Source organism: Vibrio tasmaniensis (assembly GCF_024347635.1).
Lineage (GTDB): Bacteria > Pseudomonadota > Gammaproteobacteria > Enterobacterales > Vibrionaceae > Vibrio > Vibrio tasmaniensis.
In genome coordinates this window covers 1,235,523-1,251,215 of record NZ_AP025510.1, presented here as the reverse complement: position 1 = coordinate 1,251,215, position 15,693 = coordinate 1,235,523, and the positions used below count along the sequence as shown (strand labels likewise).

Annotated in this window: 14 protein-coding genes and 1 tRNA gene; 6 read left to right on the top strand and 9 right to left on the bottom strand. The window is 44.5% G+C overall.

What is annotated here, in order from left to right:
* The first annotated feature begins 118 nt into the window (after positions 1-118).
* On the top strand, positions 119-1,030 hold the full coding sequence (locus tag OCV44_RS05820; RefSeq protein WP_102250059.1) for a LysR substrate-binding domain-containing protein: 912 nt from the start codon (positions 119-121) through the stop codon (positions 1,028-1,030).
* Between the two features lie 155 nt (positions 1,031-1,185).
* Here OCV44_RS05820 and OCV44_RS05815 read toward each other — a convergent pair whose 3' ends face one another.
* The gene (locus tag OCV44_RS05815) at positions 1,186-1,386 is read right to left on the bottom strand and encodes a DUF4250 domain-containing protein (protein WP_004736508.1); all 201 of its coding nucleotides are present in this window, start codon (positions 1,384-1,386) and stop codon (positions 1,186-1,188) included.
* Positions 1,387-1,535: 149 nt separating this feature from the next.
* The gene (locus tag OCV44_RS05810; RefSeq protein ID WP_139684679.1) at positions 1,536-2,216 is read right to left on the bottom strand and encodes a hypothetical protein; all 681 of its coding nucleotides are present in this window, start codon (positions 2,214-2,216) and stop codon (positions 1,536-1,538) included.
* A gap of 330 nt (positions 2,217-2,546) precedes the next feature.
* Between OCV44_RS05810 and OCV44_RS05805 the strand changes: the two genes are divergently transcribed.
* Positions 2,547-4,862: a YgiQ family radical SAM protein gene (locus tag OCV44_RS05805; RefSeq protein WP_261900932.1), complete on the top strand. Its 2,316-nt coding sequence runs from the start codon at positions 2,547-2,549 to the stop codon at positions 4,860-4,862.
* Between the two features lie 124 nt (positions 4,863-4,986).
* Here OCV44_RS05805 and OCV44_RS05800 read toward each other — a convergent pair whose 3' ends face one another.
* From OCV44_RS05800 to OCV44_RS05790, 3 genes are read right to left on the bottom strand one after another with little or no spacing between them, the layout of a single operon-like run.
* Entirely contained in the window at positions 4,987-5,451 is a 465-nt protein-coding gene (locus tag OCV44_RS05800; protein ID WP_139684681.1) for a GtrA family protein, read from the bottom strand.
* Positions 5,438-6,907, bottom strand: a complete 1,470-nt coding sequence (locus tag OCV44_RS05795) for an ArnT family glycosyltransferase (protein WP_139684682.1) — start codon at positions 6,905-6,907, stop codon at positions 5,438-5,440. Before OCV44_RS05795 ends, OCV44_RS05800 begins: the two co-directional genes overlap by 14 nt.
* Positions 6,904-7,923, bottom strand: coding sequence for a glycosyltransferase family 2 protein (locus OCV44_RS05790; RefSeq protein ID WP_139684683.1), 1,020 nt, complete (start codon positions 7,921-7,923; stop codon positions 6,904-6,906). Before OCV44_RS05790 ends, OCV44_RS05795 begins: the two co-directional genes overlap by 4 nt.
* 124 nt (positions 7,924-8,047) lie before the next feature.
* Here OCV44_RS05790 and OCV44_RS05785 point away from each other — a divergent pair, with 124 nt between their 5' ends.
* The 4 genes from OCV44_RS05785 (at position 8,048) to OCV44_RS05770 (ending at position 11,945) form a co-directional block, all read left to right on the top strand.
* A complete protein-coding gene (locus OCV44_RS05785) occupies positions 8,048-8,725 on the top strand; it encodes a response regulator transcription factor (RefSeq protein ID WP_139684684.1) in 678 nt (225 codons plus the stop codon).
* Complete coding sequence (locus OCV44_RS05780; protein ID WP_139684685.1) at positions 8,722-9,993, top strand: sensor histidine kinase; 1,272 nt, start codon at positions 8,722-8,724, stop codon at positions 9,991-9,993. The genes OCV44_RS05785 and OCV44_RS05780 overlap by 4 nt, the downstream gene beginning before the upstream one ends.
* A 170-nt stretch (positions 9,994-10,163) precedes the next feature.
* Positions 10,164-11,093, top strand: a complete 930-nt coding sequence (locus OCV44_RS05775) for a pyridoxal-phosphate dependent enzyme (protein WP_139684686.1) — start codon at positions 10,164-10,166, stop codon at positions 11,091-11,093.
* A gap of 114 nt (positions 11,094-11,207) precedes the next feature.
* A complete protein-coding gene (locus OCV44_RS05770) occupies positions 11,208-11,945 on the top strand; it encodes a dienelactone hydrolase family protein (protein WP_139684687.1) in 738 nt (245 codons plus the stop codon).
* A gap of 77 nt (positions 11,946-12,022) precedes the next feature.
* Here the strand turns inward: OCV44_RS05770 and OCV44_RS05765 are convergent, their stop codons facing one another.
* The 4 genes from OCV44_RS05765 to OCV44_RS05750 all read right to left on the bottom strand — a co-directional run bounded on the left by OCV44_RS05765 (position 12,023) and on the right by OCV44_RS05750 (position 15,462).
* A complete protein-coding gene (locus tag OCV44_RS05765; protein WP_139684688.1) occupies positions 12,023-13,276 on the bottom strand; it encodes a D-amino acid dehydrogenase in 1,254 nt (417 codons plus the stop codon).
* A gap of 223 nt (positions 13,277-13,499) precedes the next feature.
* Positions 13,500-14,426 (bottom strand): LysR family transcriptional regulator, encoded by a 927-nt coding sequence (locus tag OCV44_RS05760; protein WP_139684689.1) that lies wholly within the window; start codon positions 14,424-14,426, stop codon positions 13,500-13,502.
* A gap of 333 nt (positions 14,427-14,759) precedes the next feature.
* Positions 14,760-14,850: transfer RNA gene (locus tag OCV44_RS05755), tRNA-Ser, on the bottom strand.
* Positions 14,851-15,012: 162 nt separating this feature from the next.
* A complete protein-coding gene (locus OCV44_RS05750) occupies positions 15,013-15,462 on the bottom strand; it encodes an L-alanine exporter AlaE (RefSeq protein ID WP_009846408.1) in 450 nt (149 codons plus the stop codon).
* Positions 15,463-15,693: the final 231 nt, after the last annotated feature.

The following is a 15,693-nucleotide window of genomic DNA, read 5'->3' as shown; positions in this document are numbered from 1 at the left end:
ATCTAGTCGCTAATTTATCAAATCCATCTGGACATCTAGACGTTTACAAACGAAAGAAAACACCGTAGGGTGATTATTAAGAAATATTGAATTGGCTTAGGGAATATGAGGAATACTCATGATAGAGCTTAAACACCTTCGAACATTGACCACCTTGAGAGATAGCGGCTCGCTGACGGCGACCGCAACTTCTCTTCATCTGACGCAGTCGGCACTTTCTCACCAGTTGAAAGACCTTGAGGCCCGTATTGGCGGTCAGCTTTTTTTGCGTAAAACAAGGCCGGTTAAATTTACCTCGGAAGGCGAAATCTTGTTAAAACTGGCTGATGAGATACAGCCACAAATCGCCAAAGCTGAAAACGAACTCGCAAGCCTAAAAGAAGATGTGAATGGTCGATTGCACATGGCGATCGAGTGTCACTCATGCTTCCAATGGTTAATGCCCGCTTTGAAGGAGTACCAAGTTGCTTGGCCAAGTGTAACCCTTGATTTCTCATCAGGGTTTGGCTTCGAACCCCTACCCGCACTCATGGCTGGCGAACTCGACTTAGTGATCACCTCAGACATTCAGCCGCGTTCAGAGGTTCACTACGAACCACTCTTTGATTTTGAGATGCGTTTGATCACCGCAATCAACTCACCTTTGGCAGAAAAACAGAGCATCGAACCGCAAGATCTTAGCGATATCACCATGCTCTCTTACCCGGTTCAAAAACAGCGCCTCGATGTAGTGAAGCACTTTTTGCAACCCGCAGGCGTTGAACCAAAGAAATGGAAACAAGCAGACAACACATTGATGCTGGTGCAAATGGTGTCGGCAGGACTTGGGGTTGCTGCGTTACCAAACTGGGCAATCAGTGAGTTCTCGAGACAAGGCTTGATAGCCAGCAAACCGTTAGGTAAAGGGCTTTCAAGAAGACTGTTTGCAGCGGTAAGAAACTCTGAGAAAGACAAACGTTATCTGCAGGCTTTCTTTAGTACGGCAAGGCAACAGAGTAAGAGCCACCTAGATGGGATTGAGGTTGTTTAAGAGACTCGTTGTTGGGTTAATTTATGCATGCGTTGAACCTGATATGTATGCGCCAGAAACAAAAAAGTCACAGATTATCTGTGACTTTTTTATTACCAAGACCGACAACAGGCAATGAGTATTAATTCGCGATAGAAGAAACTCTCATTGTGAGCTTATCTTGGGTAAGACTTGAACTGATTAGTCAATGGGTCGTATTGATAGCCCAACATATCAAGCTTGCCCACGACACTTTCTATATCCATTTCATACATACTGATCAGCTCTTCAAAGCTATCGCACTCTAGGCGAAGTTTTTCATTCACGATTCCAAGCAAGATAATGCTATCGAAACCTTTGACGTTGCTTAAATCCATCTCGTACTCCTTACGAACACACCGACTAGAATTAAGTTTAGAACGCTTACCAACGCCATGCTAAAAAACTGATCACACTTCTTAATGAGAGTTACTGATAAATGAAAGTACATGATTAATGAGCGTACGTAATGAATGAAAGTGCACGACTAAAGCGCCCAAACTGGCATTAAACCAACAGCCGCCGCCAATAACATCAACAGTGAAATCGTTAGCTGAAGCTTTTCTGGGGTTTTAACGAACAACAAATGCCAACACCACACCACGATAGCTGAGATTAGCAAAGCAAAGCTAAACAGCAGAGTTGAAATCATTGGCTCTAATTGAGCTTCAGACAGAGAGTAAACATTGATGACCGTCGCCAAAACCACCAGCATGCCGGTTAATACGCCCACAACGGGCAGAACACGGTGAAACGCCTGTAAGCGCGTTCTTGCAATCGTCAGTAGTAAATGACCAAACGCAGCCCCCAATAAGGCCACTAATAATAAAGTAGTAATAATACCGACAGTGGTTACTTGTTCCGTCGCTTGAATAGCAACGTATGACAGCGCTAAACCACTAGCTAAGTACATCACCCAAATAGGGCCAGAATCTCGAGTCTTCTTGGTTTGAACTTGAGAGTAGAAATAAAAGATCGCGAACACGACCAGAAAGGCTTCAATTCTTAATGAGGCAACAGCAAGCCAAAGCACGCCAATCGCAGGCAACATCTTGTGAATGCGGCCACGTTGTCCCGGGCAAATATCCCCTTTCACTAAGATGAGGGTTAAGATCAGTTGGGCTCCTAATAGCATAGGAGCAAATTGTACTAATAACGTTTCGACCATTGTGGATCTACTTCTTCAGACTTATTTTCGCGAATAATATCAAAAACTGGTGCGAACACTAATCAAAATCACAAATTAGCAACGTTATTCGAGGCTTCAACTATGCTGTTGTATGGCTCTTTTGTCAGTTGTATGGTCAAAATGACGAAAGACATCAAAACTAACAGGGGCATGTTCTACTGGCTAGTCTAGTCTCATGTCGCTATAATTCCCGCCTCAAAAATCAGAGGTTGAAATATGTACAGCGATATCACTCCTATTCACGAACACAAAAAATACTGGGCCGAGTGCTACGGAACTGCACCCTTTTTGCCTACCAGTAGAAAGGAGATGGATGCTCTTGGATGGGATAGCTGTGACATTATTATTGTAACTGGTGACGCTTATGTCGATCACCCGAGCTTTGGTATGGCTATCATTGGCCGCCTTCTTGAAGCTCAGGGTTTCCGCGTGGGCATTATTGCGCAACCAAAGTGGGACAATAAAGATGCCTTCATGAAGCTAGGTAAACCTAACCTATTCTTCGGCATTACAGCGGGTAACATGGACTCCATGATCAACCGCTACACCTCTGATCGCAAATTGCGTCACGATGATGCTTATACGCCAAATAACGAAGGTGGTAAGCGTCCTGACCGTGCAACTCTGATTTATTCTCAACGTTGTCGTGAAGCCTACAAAGGCACACCAATTGTTCTTGGTGGTATTGAAGCGAGCTTGCGTCGCGTTGCGCACTACGATTACTGGTCTGATAAAGTTCGTCGCTCTGTACTGTTTGATGCAAAAGCAGACATTCTTCTATTCGGTAACGCTGAGCGCGCACTGGTTGAAGTCGCACACCGCCTTGCTGATGGTGAAGAGATCAAAAATCTAACTAACATTCGTGGTACCGCAATTAACTTGCCAGCGGCACCCGAAGGTTTCAAGATCATTGACTCTTCTCGTATTGAAAAACCGAATAAAGCGTATGTTCCGGTTAACCCATACGAAATTGAAACGCAGTGTGAGACAAAGAAAGACGAGGAGCCAAAAGCAGAACCAATCGTCATTCGTCCATCTCGCCACGATTCAAAAACAACCGCTATTCGTATACCTGCGTTTGAAAAGCTAAACAATGACCGTATTTTGTACGCTCATGCTAGCCGTATTTTACACCTAGAAACGAACCCACACTCAGGACGCGCACTTATCCAGCGCCATGGCGACCGTGAGTTATGGGTGAACCAAGCACCAATCCCTCTTGCAACAGAAGAGATGGACTACGTATTTGGCCTACCTTACGCTCGAGTTCCGCACCCTATGTACGGCAAAGCGAAAATTCCTGCGTACGACATGATCAAAACATCAATTAACATCATGCGTGGTTGTTTTGGTGGGTGCTCATTCTGTTCAATCACAGAGCACGAAGGTCGTATCATTCAAAACCGTTCGAAAGAATCGATTTTAGAAGAGATTGAGGACATCAAAGAGAAAGTGCCAGGATTCACCGGTACAATTTCTGATCTTGGTGGTCCAACCGCAAACATGTATCGCTTAGGTTGTTCGATCCCTAAAGCAGAAGCAACGTGCCGTCGACCTTCATGTGTATTCCCTAAGATTTGTGACAAATTAAACACCGATCATAAACACACGATCGACCTGTACCGCTCAGCGAGAAAAGTACCGGGCGTTAAGAAGATCATGATCGCTTCTGGTGTTCGTTACGACCTCGCGATTGAATCTCCAGAATACGTTCGTGAGCTTGTGACTCACCACGTTGGTGGTTACTTAAAGATTGCTCCAGAGCATACTGAAAAAGGCCCACTGGATCTGATGATGAAACCAGGTATGGGCACGTACGATCGTTTCAAAGAGATGTTCGAGAAGTACAGCGCTGAAGCCGGTAAGAAACAGTACCTAATTCCTTACTTCATCTCAGCTCACCCGGGTACAGAAGATGAAGACATGCTTAACCTTGCTATGTGGCTGAAAAAGCACAACTACGAGTGTGACCAAGTACAGAACTTCTACCCATCGCCAATGTGTAATGCAACGTCGATGTACTACTCAGAGACTAACCCTCTGAAACGCGTGAAATATAAAAAGCGTGAAGATGTTCCAGTGCCTAAAGGCGATCGTCAACGTCGTCTGCATAAAGCATTGCTTCGTTACCATGATCCGGAAAACTGGAAGATCATCCGTGAAGCGCTGATAAGCATGGGTAAAAAGCACCTAATTGGTGACAAAGCAAACTGTCTAGTCCCAGAAGAAGATTTTGAAGCTCAGACACCGGCACAGCGTCGTAAATCTGGCCGTCACGGTTCACAGCGCTTTGCGACTAAACACAGTAAGTCTCAACCGGGCCTTGGCGGCGAAAGCCCACGTAACCATTCTAAGCCAGGTGGCAATAAACCAGGTAGCAATAAGCCTAAACCGGGTGGTAAGAAGCCAACAGGTAGCCAAAGCAACGGCAATCAGGGCAACGGAAAGCAGAACGGTAATGGTAATAAACCAGCAACTGGCTTCATCAAAAAAGCCCCTGCTAGCCAGCAATCGCAAGGCAATGGCGGCGGAAATGGCAAGCCAAACCGCAGCAAAGCGGGCAATGGTCAAGGTGGTAAACCTGCGGCTAACGGAAAGAATCGCCAACGCGCAGCACAACGTTAATATAGCGAGCCCATTGACTTCGCTATGGTAAAGACACAAAGCGCAGCTATTTAGCTGCGCTTTTTTGTGTCTGCTATTAATGACTAATCAAAGTTTTCACTTGGTTGTGTGATTACAAGGGAGTCTAACGCGTAAACACCCAATACTGACTAAATAGGTAATTGGTGACCATTCCGACCAGAGTTCCCACTGCCATTGCGATAAAAACAGCTCCTATAAATATAGGGAGCACTTCCGTCATCAGCTTAAAGCACAGTAAATTAGGTATCGCAGATATCGATGCGGAAAACATAAACTTTTGCCACTGAATCAACTTGTCACTCCAGTGACCTAGCCCTTTGAACTCAAAGGTCAGCACTCGATTGCCAAACCAGGTTGTCGTTGCAGCAGCAATGAAGGAGCCAATTCGCGCAGTCATTAAAGGCAGTCCAATAACGTAATGCAGCAATGCAAACACTAAGCAATCAACAACAAACCCAACAACACCAACCACAGCAAATCTAATCAGCTTGTGATGAGATTGAAGCCTTTGGCTGTGTGTCTGAATCTTATCGTTGAACATTCGTAGCCTTGAGTTAACGTTGAACATCATTTTCACTTTGAATATGACTCAACGAAAAATTAGGTGTGATACTGAGGTTATGACAGCTGAACAGAGCACGCTTAATCTTGACCGTCGGTTCCAGAATGCACGTTAACGCGTTCTCTTTAATCTTAGTTTCTACTTCCGCTTTATGGCCGATCAAATAGAACTTATCGATGCCATTTAGCTGCTCGATATCAAGAAGCTTTTTCGCTTGCCCATGACTATAAAACTGCCCAGAGAATGGTCGTTTACCCACATAAAAGCTTGGCGCAGAATCTGTAATCTGTTCAAAGATAATACGGTCACTCTTCTCATTCGCTTTACCTAGGTTCAGGTATACCATCGCAATCATCAGCAATACAGGCAGAACCAAAGCCACGCTTGAGAACCACTTTTTATCTTTTTCCACTACGAGTATAGCAATCAACAGGCCAAGCGCTGGGATACCTGGGAGCACATAAGCTGGAAGAATATTACCCGCCATAGTGAAAAGAATCAGTGGTGAAATCAACCAACAAACAAGAAATGAAAACAACCCGCGATTTTCGGCGTTAACTTCTAAGATTTTCTTACGACGGGCGATAGCCAAAATAGGCAACACAATCGACCAAGGCGCAGCGGCTTGAATCCAGAACACCCAAATCATACCTCTGGTTTCATCATGAGCAGATCCGTAAAGATCCCCTTCCCAACCGCTCACAACAAAACGGTTAAAGTGCTCGCCTACGATGAAGTAATCAATAAATCCCGGCGTTGCCATTTCAGCCATCATGTACCAAGGCAAGGCAATCGCCAGCATCACACCTAAGCCCGACAGCAGTGGAAAGCGTTGCCACAACACTTTAAAAGCGCCAAAGAAGCCATGCTGTAAGATTAACCAAGGGAAAACGGCAATCCCCATGATCACAATCGCAACGGGTCCTTTTGCAAGTAACCCCAGAGCTAAGCCAATAAAACCGATGTACCCCCAGTTTCTGTTCGTCTTAACACTTCCTTCAGCTTGCCAGCATAAGTAAAAGCCTAACATGGCGATTGTCATAGCTAAGGTCAACGCCATGTCAGTCATCACGGCACCCGCCGCGATAGAAAAAATACCGCACGTCGCTAATACAACAGCCGCCACTAAGGCACTTTGCCCCGTGCGCTTCGCCATATACGCGACCAATAGAATCGTCACAAAGCCTGCTAGCCAATGTGGCGCACGCACCGCAAATTCACTCAAACCAAACAGCTCAATCCCCGCTGCACTCATCCATGTAAACAACGGCGGTTTACCCCAAAAAGGAACGCCATAATCAAACTGAGGAGTTAACCAGTTCCCCGTTTCCACCATCAAGCGTGCCATTTCTCCGTAGCGCGCTTCAGTGGTGTCCATTAATGGGTAACTCGCCAAAGATAAGAGCCTTAAAACCAATGCAAAAGCCAGCAAATACCATAGGTGCGTTCTGTTCAGGCTCATGCTGACTCCTCTAATTTAAAATGTGTTTTCAATGCGGGTGTATCGACGACTGATTGGATCAGATACAGAGGCCGATTCTTGGTTTCTATGAAAATCCGACCTATGTACTCACCCATCAAACCAATACTTAAAAGTTGGATGCCACCAAGGGCAAGTTGAACGACCATCATTGACGGGTAACCCGTGATAGGCTCACCGAACATCATGGTTTTGAACACGATAAAAATGCCATACACGAAGGCACTAAAAGCCACTAAACCACCCATGGCCGTCGCAATACGCAGTGGCCGAATCGAGAACGAGGTAATGCCATCCATCGCCAATCCAATGAGTTTGAGGTAATTCCACTTGGTCTCACCACAGAAACGAGCGTCACGCTTAAATTGGAGTGTCGCTTGTCTAAAACCCGGCCATGAAAATATGCCTTTCATGTAACGGTTACGTTCCGGTAATTGATTGATATGGTCGACAACTTCTCGGCTTAACAGTCTAAAATCGCCGACATTTTCAGGGACATCTATCTTCGCAGCCAGGTTCATGACTTTGTAAAAGCTTGCCGCTGAAAATTTCTTGAACCATGTTTCACCATCACGTTGGCTGCGCTGCATGTTGATCACGTCATAACCTTCGCGCCACTTAGCGATCATTTGCGGGATAAGCTCGGGGGGATCTTGTAAGTCAGCGTCTAACAAGATCACAGCTTGTCCACGACAATGCTCGAGGCCTGCGCTCATGGCTGACTCTTTACCAAAGTTGCGACTTAAACCAATAACAGAAATTGAGCTATTAATTGAAGTGAATGAGCTCACCAAATCCAAGCTGTGATCTTTGCTGCCATCGTCAACATAAATAATCTCACTGGTGATAGATAAGCTATCTAGCACCTTAGTGAGGCGAGAGTGAAACTCTTCTAAAACCTCTTGTTCATCGTAAAAAGGCACAATGATAGATAATGAGATAGCGGGATTGATCCGCGCTGTGGAGACTTTAGGTCGGCTAATATGAAGTTCGGACATAATATGTTCTTCTATTTTTTATCTGAATCCAATCTACCTCCCCATAAGTGAAAGTTATGTTGTTGACATATTTTTCACGCTCAATCAGGATAATGTTAGCGTCTATTTCTGTATGAGAATCAAAATGAAACGAGTTCTATTAGTCGAAGATAATCGTGAAATCGCAGGTGTCTTATTTGATTATTTTGAGTGTATTGGCATGGAACTCGATTATGCGGACAACGGTGAGCTTGGCCTGCAGCTCGCATTGGAAAACTCATTTGATATCATCATATTGGATCTTATGTTGCCACGAATGGACGGCTTAACGGTTTGTAATAAACTACGAGACCAAGGCAACACAACGCCTATTTTGATGCTGACGGCGCTAGATAGCCGCGAAGATATGTTGAAAGGCTTTGAGCATGGTGCTGACGATTACCTAACTAAGCCTTTTGATTTTGATATATTAGAAGCGAGAATGAATGCACTTATTCGTCGTTACCGCGGAAAAGTGGCATCCTCTAATCTTCAGTTTGATGAACTCACCATCGACCAAAAAACGCGTAAAGCCTACCGTAAAGATAAACTTCTCGCGCTAAACCCAACCACTTACACCATACTAGAGATGCTTTGCCAAAATGCGCCTGAAGTGGTTACGCGTGAAGATATTTCCTACAAATTATGGGAAGAAGACGAACCCAACAATGATGTGTTACGCAGTCATATATATCAATTACGAAATCAACTCGACAAGCCTTTTGACAGCCAGATGTTGATTACGGTTCCTAAAATAGGATTCCGCTTGGAGTCATCAAATTGATTTTAAATGTGCTTACCAGTACCAAAACCTTAACCGGTCGCTTAGCCGTTTTCTTTGGACTAATGGCCGTGATTGTGTCTGCGTTCGTCTATGTCGTTTTTGTTGCCGCGCTCTACATGTCTGAAGACCGAGTAGGTGAAAGACGCATCCTGATTGACCGCAATTACGCCATCGGATTATTCCAAGCAGGAGAAAGTGGTGAGCTAAGAATTGATGACCTGACCGTCGCCTATAACAACCTGTCATTCGTACCTCCCGAATATTATAAACTCATTGCAAATAAAGAGAGCTTTCTCGGAGAGATCGGCGAAGAGCCAGAGTCACGAATGGTCTATGTAGGCGAGTATTCTGACAAAGGGAAAACCCACCCAATCATCCTACTTTCCGAAATAGACCGTGTTGAATTTGCTATTTCCGAACTGGTGTACGCGACCGCCTTTGTGCTCACGTTGCTTTCAATCTTAATTTTTAGCTTTGGTGCTCTGCTCTATCGACTGTCAAAACGACTGATTGAACCTTTCAACTCTCTATCTGAGCAGCTTGAGTCAAATAAGCTCAACCTCAATGAAGAGTTTGGTGTGAGTGATGATGCGGCAATTGAATTTCGTCAGCTAACAGATCAACTGAATCAGTATCGTCGAGAAATCAATTCCTTGGTCAAGCGAGAACAAGCCTTTGCTCGGTACTCAAGTCATGAGTTAAGAACGCCACTAACGGTTGCTCGAGGTGCGAATAAGTTACTATTAAGAAGCGAAACAACCGAGTTTCAGTCTCGTCAGATTGAGCGTATTGATGAAGCTATTGTTCAGATGTCGGAGATGGTCGATGCCTTGCTTGGCCTAGTGCGTTATGAACGAAACAGTGACGATGCGCCACTACGCCTTTTCAGCCAGCAAGAATTAGAGGCCATCGTTTCAAAAAATGCGTTACAGGCGGATGAGAAAGATGTCGAAATATCCGTGCTCGTCCAGTCAGAGCCAATCATTCAAGCCACCAGCGCGATAATGAACATGTTGGTTGGCAACTTATTGAGGAATGCGATTGCAGCGACCAACAGTGGCACTGTTACGGTTACTCTGTCTCAAGACAGTATTGTGATTGAAGACCAAGGTGAAGGTCTTCAGGAACAATACAATCCGAATGGTCATGGATTAGGTCTATTGATTGTCGATGACTTATGCCAGCGCTTTCAGTGGAGTTTTGAATTAGAGAATCGCAACTGTGGCGGATGTAGCGCCCAAATCATCTTTCAGACAGATTCAGCTTAACCTATATAAACACCAACAAGATCAGAGTCTAATAAACTCGTCACTCTGAGGGCAATATCCGATGAAAAGTTGATTTAGTTGGTTTACAGCACTGGCTAGCTACTAGATACTCGGTAGTCCTATTTGATTTGAAAATGCTGGCTCTTGAGTCAGCATTTTGTCTAAGTGCGATGAAACTAAATAATAGCCCTGTAACTCAGCATCAATACAACGATCACACCTTTTTTTTAAAGCGAGACGATCAGCTTCACTCCCACTTTTGCGGCAATAAAGCCAGAAAATTCATGAAGCTACTGGAAGACGATCACCCAAACACCACCACTCTAATAAGCTATGGGTCCGCTCAAGCTAACTCCTTGTTCTCGCTCGCAGCACTTGCAAAAATCAAAGGCTGGACGATGGAATTTTACGTCGATCACCTGCCTCAATGGTTGCAAGAGCGCCCAATCGGAAATTACCGTGGCGCCATCGACCTCGGCGCTAAGGTGATCTCAGTAAAAGAGACAGGTTCTGAACTTCATCCACAACAATATATCGAGCAAGTAAGACAGCCTGACTCTCAGTGCATTGTGTTACCAGAAGGTGGACGTTCTCAGCTTTCTGAATATGGCGTAAAACAACTGGCTATGGAGATACTCAGCTGGACTCGCTTCGAAAATAAACACGATTTTGTGGTTGCACTGCCCGCAGGTACAGGCAGCACAGCGCTGTATCTTCATAAGTACTTAAAGTTACACAACATCCCGGTTTTAACCTGTGCGTGTGTTGGTGGTAATGACTACCTAACGCAACAGTTCAATGAACTTGGTGAAACCGATCACCCGCAGATTTTACCACTCAAAACCAAGCACCACTTTGGTAAGCTATATCAGCAGGACTATCAGACTTGGTTGAGGCTACAAGAGCAAACAGACATTGAATTTGACCTGCTGTATGACCCATTGATGTGGCAATGCCTAGAGCAATGGCAAGAAGACAACCCCACTAAAACCATCATCTATATCCATCAAGGCGGCATCTTGGGTAATGAGTCGATGTTGCCGCGCTATCAACGTAAATACCCAGATATGTGTATCAGCAAAACCAACGCATCTTGGTAATCGCCAATTTCAATATAGAACCTTAACTTCAAATCAAACAAAGGAATCTGGCGAGAATCATCACGTTATCTATACTTTCGATTGAAACTCAATTGTCATCGAAAGGAACAACGCATGCGAAAACTCACTACACTCGGCCTGTTTTCAGTTTTACTGCCCTTCTCTGCGATTTCAGGAGAAAACGTCACTTACCAAGTCGACGGTGTGGATTACGAAGGTTACTGGAGTGAAGCTAGCGACCAAGCGCCGTTAGTGCTACTAGTACATGATTGGGATGGCTTAACCGATTACGAGAAGAAACGTTCTGAGATGCTCAACGAACTCGGTTACAACGTGTTCGCCATCGACCTATTTGGTAAAGGCATTCGCCCGACCGAAGTGAAAGACAAAAAACAGCACACAGGCGAGTTGTATAAAGACAGAGAAAAAATGCGTGCACTACTTAATGCGGGAGCAATGGAAGCGAAAAGGCTTGGTGGTAACTTAGATAACAACGTAATGATGGGTTACTGCTTTGGCGGCGCAGCCGTTTTAGAGGCCGCTCGTGCGGGCATCCCTTCGAAAGCTTATGTTACCTTCCATGGCGGTTTATCGACACCGAATGGGCAAGACTACGCTGAGACTAAAGCCCCGGTTGTCGTGTTCCATGGTACAGCCGACGCAATGATCTCAATGGAAGATTTTGGCAGCCTTGCCGCTCAACTGGAAACAACCAAGGTTCCGCATGAGATGATCACCTATAGTGGTGCGCCACATGCCTTTACCGTATTCGGCTCAAACAACTACCAACAAGAAGCAGACCAAAAATCCTGGGATAGATTTACCCATGTGTTAGAAACCACTACCCGATAAGCAGCAACCCTAAACTCAATCAGCCCATGCTTAATGATAAACATGGGCTGATTTATATGAACAAGCATTTTGATGAGCTACATGTAGCGATGAATACTCAAGTCGTCTGATTTAATATCACTATCAGAGCCACTAACCACACTCGCTAACAGCTTTCCTGACCCACAAGCCATCGTCCAACCCAATGTTCCATGACCCGTATTAATAAAGAGGTTCTTGATTGGTGTCTTACCGATTATAGGCGTGCCATCGGGAGTCATTGGCCTTAACCCAGTCCAGTATTCAGCTTTTGAAAAGTCACCGCCCTGTGGGAATAGATCTTTTATCACCATATCAATCGTGGCTTTACGTTTTTCTGGGATTAGGAAGTCAAAACCAGCGAGCTCTGCCGTACCGGCAATACGAATACGATCATCAAAACGTGTCATCGCCACTTTGTAAGTCTCATCCATAACAGTTGAGGTTGGTGACTTATCTGCATTCACAATCGGCAGTGTTAGCGAATACCCTTTCACTGGGTACACAGGAATAGACAAGTCCACTTGCTTGAGCAAGTCTCTAGAATAGCTACCCGATGCGACCACGTAAGCATCCGCTTTGAATTCACCTTGAGTCGTTGTAATACTCTCGATGGTTTGATTCTGATGATTCAAACTGACCACTTCAGTATCAAACACGAACCTAACACCGAGTTGCTTGGCTTTCTCAGTCAAGGTTAAACAGAACTGATAGCAATCACCGGTTTCATCATGAGGTAAGTAGAGCCCACCCACCAACTTCTCTTTGACGTCAGCTAAACCGGGTTCAATGGATAGGCACTGCTCAACGTCAAACAACGAGTGCTCGATCCCACTCTCTTTCAACAGCTTCATATCTTGCTGAATAAAATCCAATTGCTTCTCGCTTCGAAACACTTGTAGCGTCCCTTTCTGCCTACCTTCATAAGCCAATTGCTCACGGGTTCTTAGCTCAGTCAGGCAATCTCGGCTATAGTTTGCGATTCTCAACATACGCGATTTGTTCTTTGCATATTTGGCTTCATTGCAGTTGGCGAGCATCTTAGTCGCCCAAGACACCAATTCAGGAGAAAGTGAAGGCTTCACTTTAAGTGGCGCATGCTCTTGGGTTAACCATTTCATCGCTTTTAATGGAATACCCGGTGCTGCCCATGGTGAGGAATAGCCGTAAGAAATCTGCCCTGCATTCGCAAAACTGGTTTCTTTGCCACTGTTGTCTTGACGATCAATAACCGTCACTGAATGACCTTCTTTCGCCAGATACCAAGCGCTGGTCAACCCAATAACACCGCTGCCAATTACAATAACTTCCATTCTCTTCTCCTAATGCCCGACAAAGCCAAACCTATCGAACACAGCTGTCAGTCAAAATTCGTTTCGTTAATGATTTGTAACTTATTCTGCACGTGTTGACTTAACAATAACGAGAGCGTTGATAAAAAATCAATTCAAGTTAGAAACGAATTCGGAAGTTTGGAACTGTGATATTGGCGGTATTTGGAAGCTTGGGAGGGATGGTTAGATAAACCGATTAAGCCTAGATATTGTAGGCGTCATGACTCAAGAAAGTGGCATTTTCAAGTAAGAAATCTAACAAGGTTTCTGCCTGTAGCGTGAGTGCACGACCTTTCAAAGATTGAACCTTAACCGTCGCCTTCGATAGCATCTCCAACTCGGTCGCAACCACTTCGATCTGTCCTGACTTTATCTCATCAATCACGGTGAGTTTGGGCATAAAGGTCACGCCTAATCCTGCTGAGACAAAGTTAGTAAGTGCGGTTACCGAATTGGTTTGAAGCTTTGGCTGCAAGATAAGATGGGAAATTTGTTCGGCCTGCTTTACCAGCCTCCCCATCCCGGTCGAGTTATCGATTAAGGCGAGAGAAGCGCCTTTAATATCTCGCAGTGTCACTGGTGCACTTTTCATCGTAAGGAAGTGCCCTTTGGGAGCAATCAATTCCAGCGGATGGCTGCGTTCAACGTGGGAGTGTAGTTTGGGGTGCGGTGCTGAAGCATAGGTTATTGCAAAGTCTATCTGTTGATCTTCCAACATCTTGACCGCGTCCAATGCACCAGCAATCTCTATAGATAGGTTAATATCAGGATAACGTGCCATGAAGGTTTGCATCGGCTTTGACACCAAGTTGGTAATAAACCCTTCACCGATGGCAATACTAACATTGCCTCCTTTAAGGTTTTTGAGCTTGGTTAGCCGAGCAAGCACTACGGCTTCTCCACGAACAATAGAACGGTAGTAATTCAACAGCTCATTACCCGCTTCAGTTAACAGTGATTGGCGGTTGTTACGCTCCCACACTTTCATTTCCGCTTGCGCTTCGAGCTGTGTCAGCATTCTACTCATCGCAGCAGGGTCAACATTCATCATCTTGGATGCCTTACGCAGTGAGCCATACTTAGACAACGCGTTTAAATACTCAAGAGCGCGGATATTAAAGTGATGCATTCAACTTCCTTGTGATTCGACTGACACTAAATCAAGCGTCTCACAAATTGGCGGTTAACATGTATCCCAATTTATCAAGAACGTGCTTACACTCGCTAACTTGTGCACCGAGTCACTTCAAGGCTGTTGAAGGCTCATGCTCGTTCATTCGATCTACTCTTGATAAACAGATGGAAAGAGCTTACAGAATCCTAATTTATACCAAGCGCAGTAAGTAACCAGAAATAGCCAAAAGACTTTGGGATAGAGATAGAGATAGAGATAGAGATAGAGATAAAATATAGATGCTCTTAAACGAGAAAACCCCAGCATTTCTGCTAGGGTTTTGAATAGTGGTGGAAGGATGGGGATTTGAACCCCAGATACGCTATAAACGTATACTCGCTTTCCAGGCGAGCGCCTTAAGCCACTCAGCCATCCTTCCACAAATTTTGTGTTGAGCTTGTCACTCAACGAGGCGCTACTTTATTGATTCTGCTTGCTTTGGTCAAGAGGCATTATCAAAAAAAGTGCCTTTTTCAGTTTGTTCGATTACAAATTAACTCATTAGATCAAAAACAAACCACATTTCATTATTTCGCTGTATTTATGCTTGTTGGTAATAGCCCGGAACTCGGAACCATTTTCGGCACATATCTAAGAAGTAACCGTACAGCACGCCCATACCGCATGAGATAACCGCATTACTAGTTACAGCCGTAACAATCTGGTCGCTTGAAGCACCAACCGCCAATAAGATACCGGCATACACAGGTGACTGGAATAACACGTACGCCACCAAGTCAGACAAGTTTTTCATCAATGAGCTTTGTGAAAGCTTTGCACCATTGCGCAGGAACCAATCACGAAAGACTCCATAAGGCCATGCGATAGCGATGTTTACCGGAATAGATAACGTTCGAGAGGCAAGAGACTGCTCAAATGTCATACCAGAAATAAACACTTCTACGATCATGCCAGAAATAAAACAGAAAACGACCATAGCAAATGTATCCGCAGCGGCGTTTCGAATACAAAATGGACCACGAGACTTCATTGATGATAAACCTAAAATATATCACTGCTTAATTAGTGATTTAACAACACATAAACAAGGCACATAAGCACCTTGCCAGATAATATCGCTATTAAATCACAAGATTAGTAGTCATACATTCCAAATTAAAAATAAAGTCGTAAATTAACAACCAAAAACCACTTTGAAAGCAGTCATTTCCACCAAAAAAACACACACCGGTCAAATTTCAATCATATAGCCACTGCATTT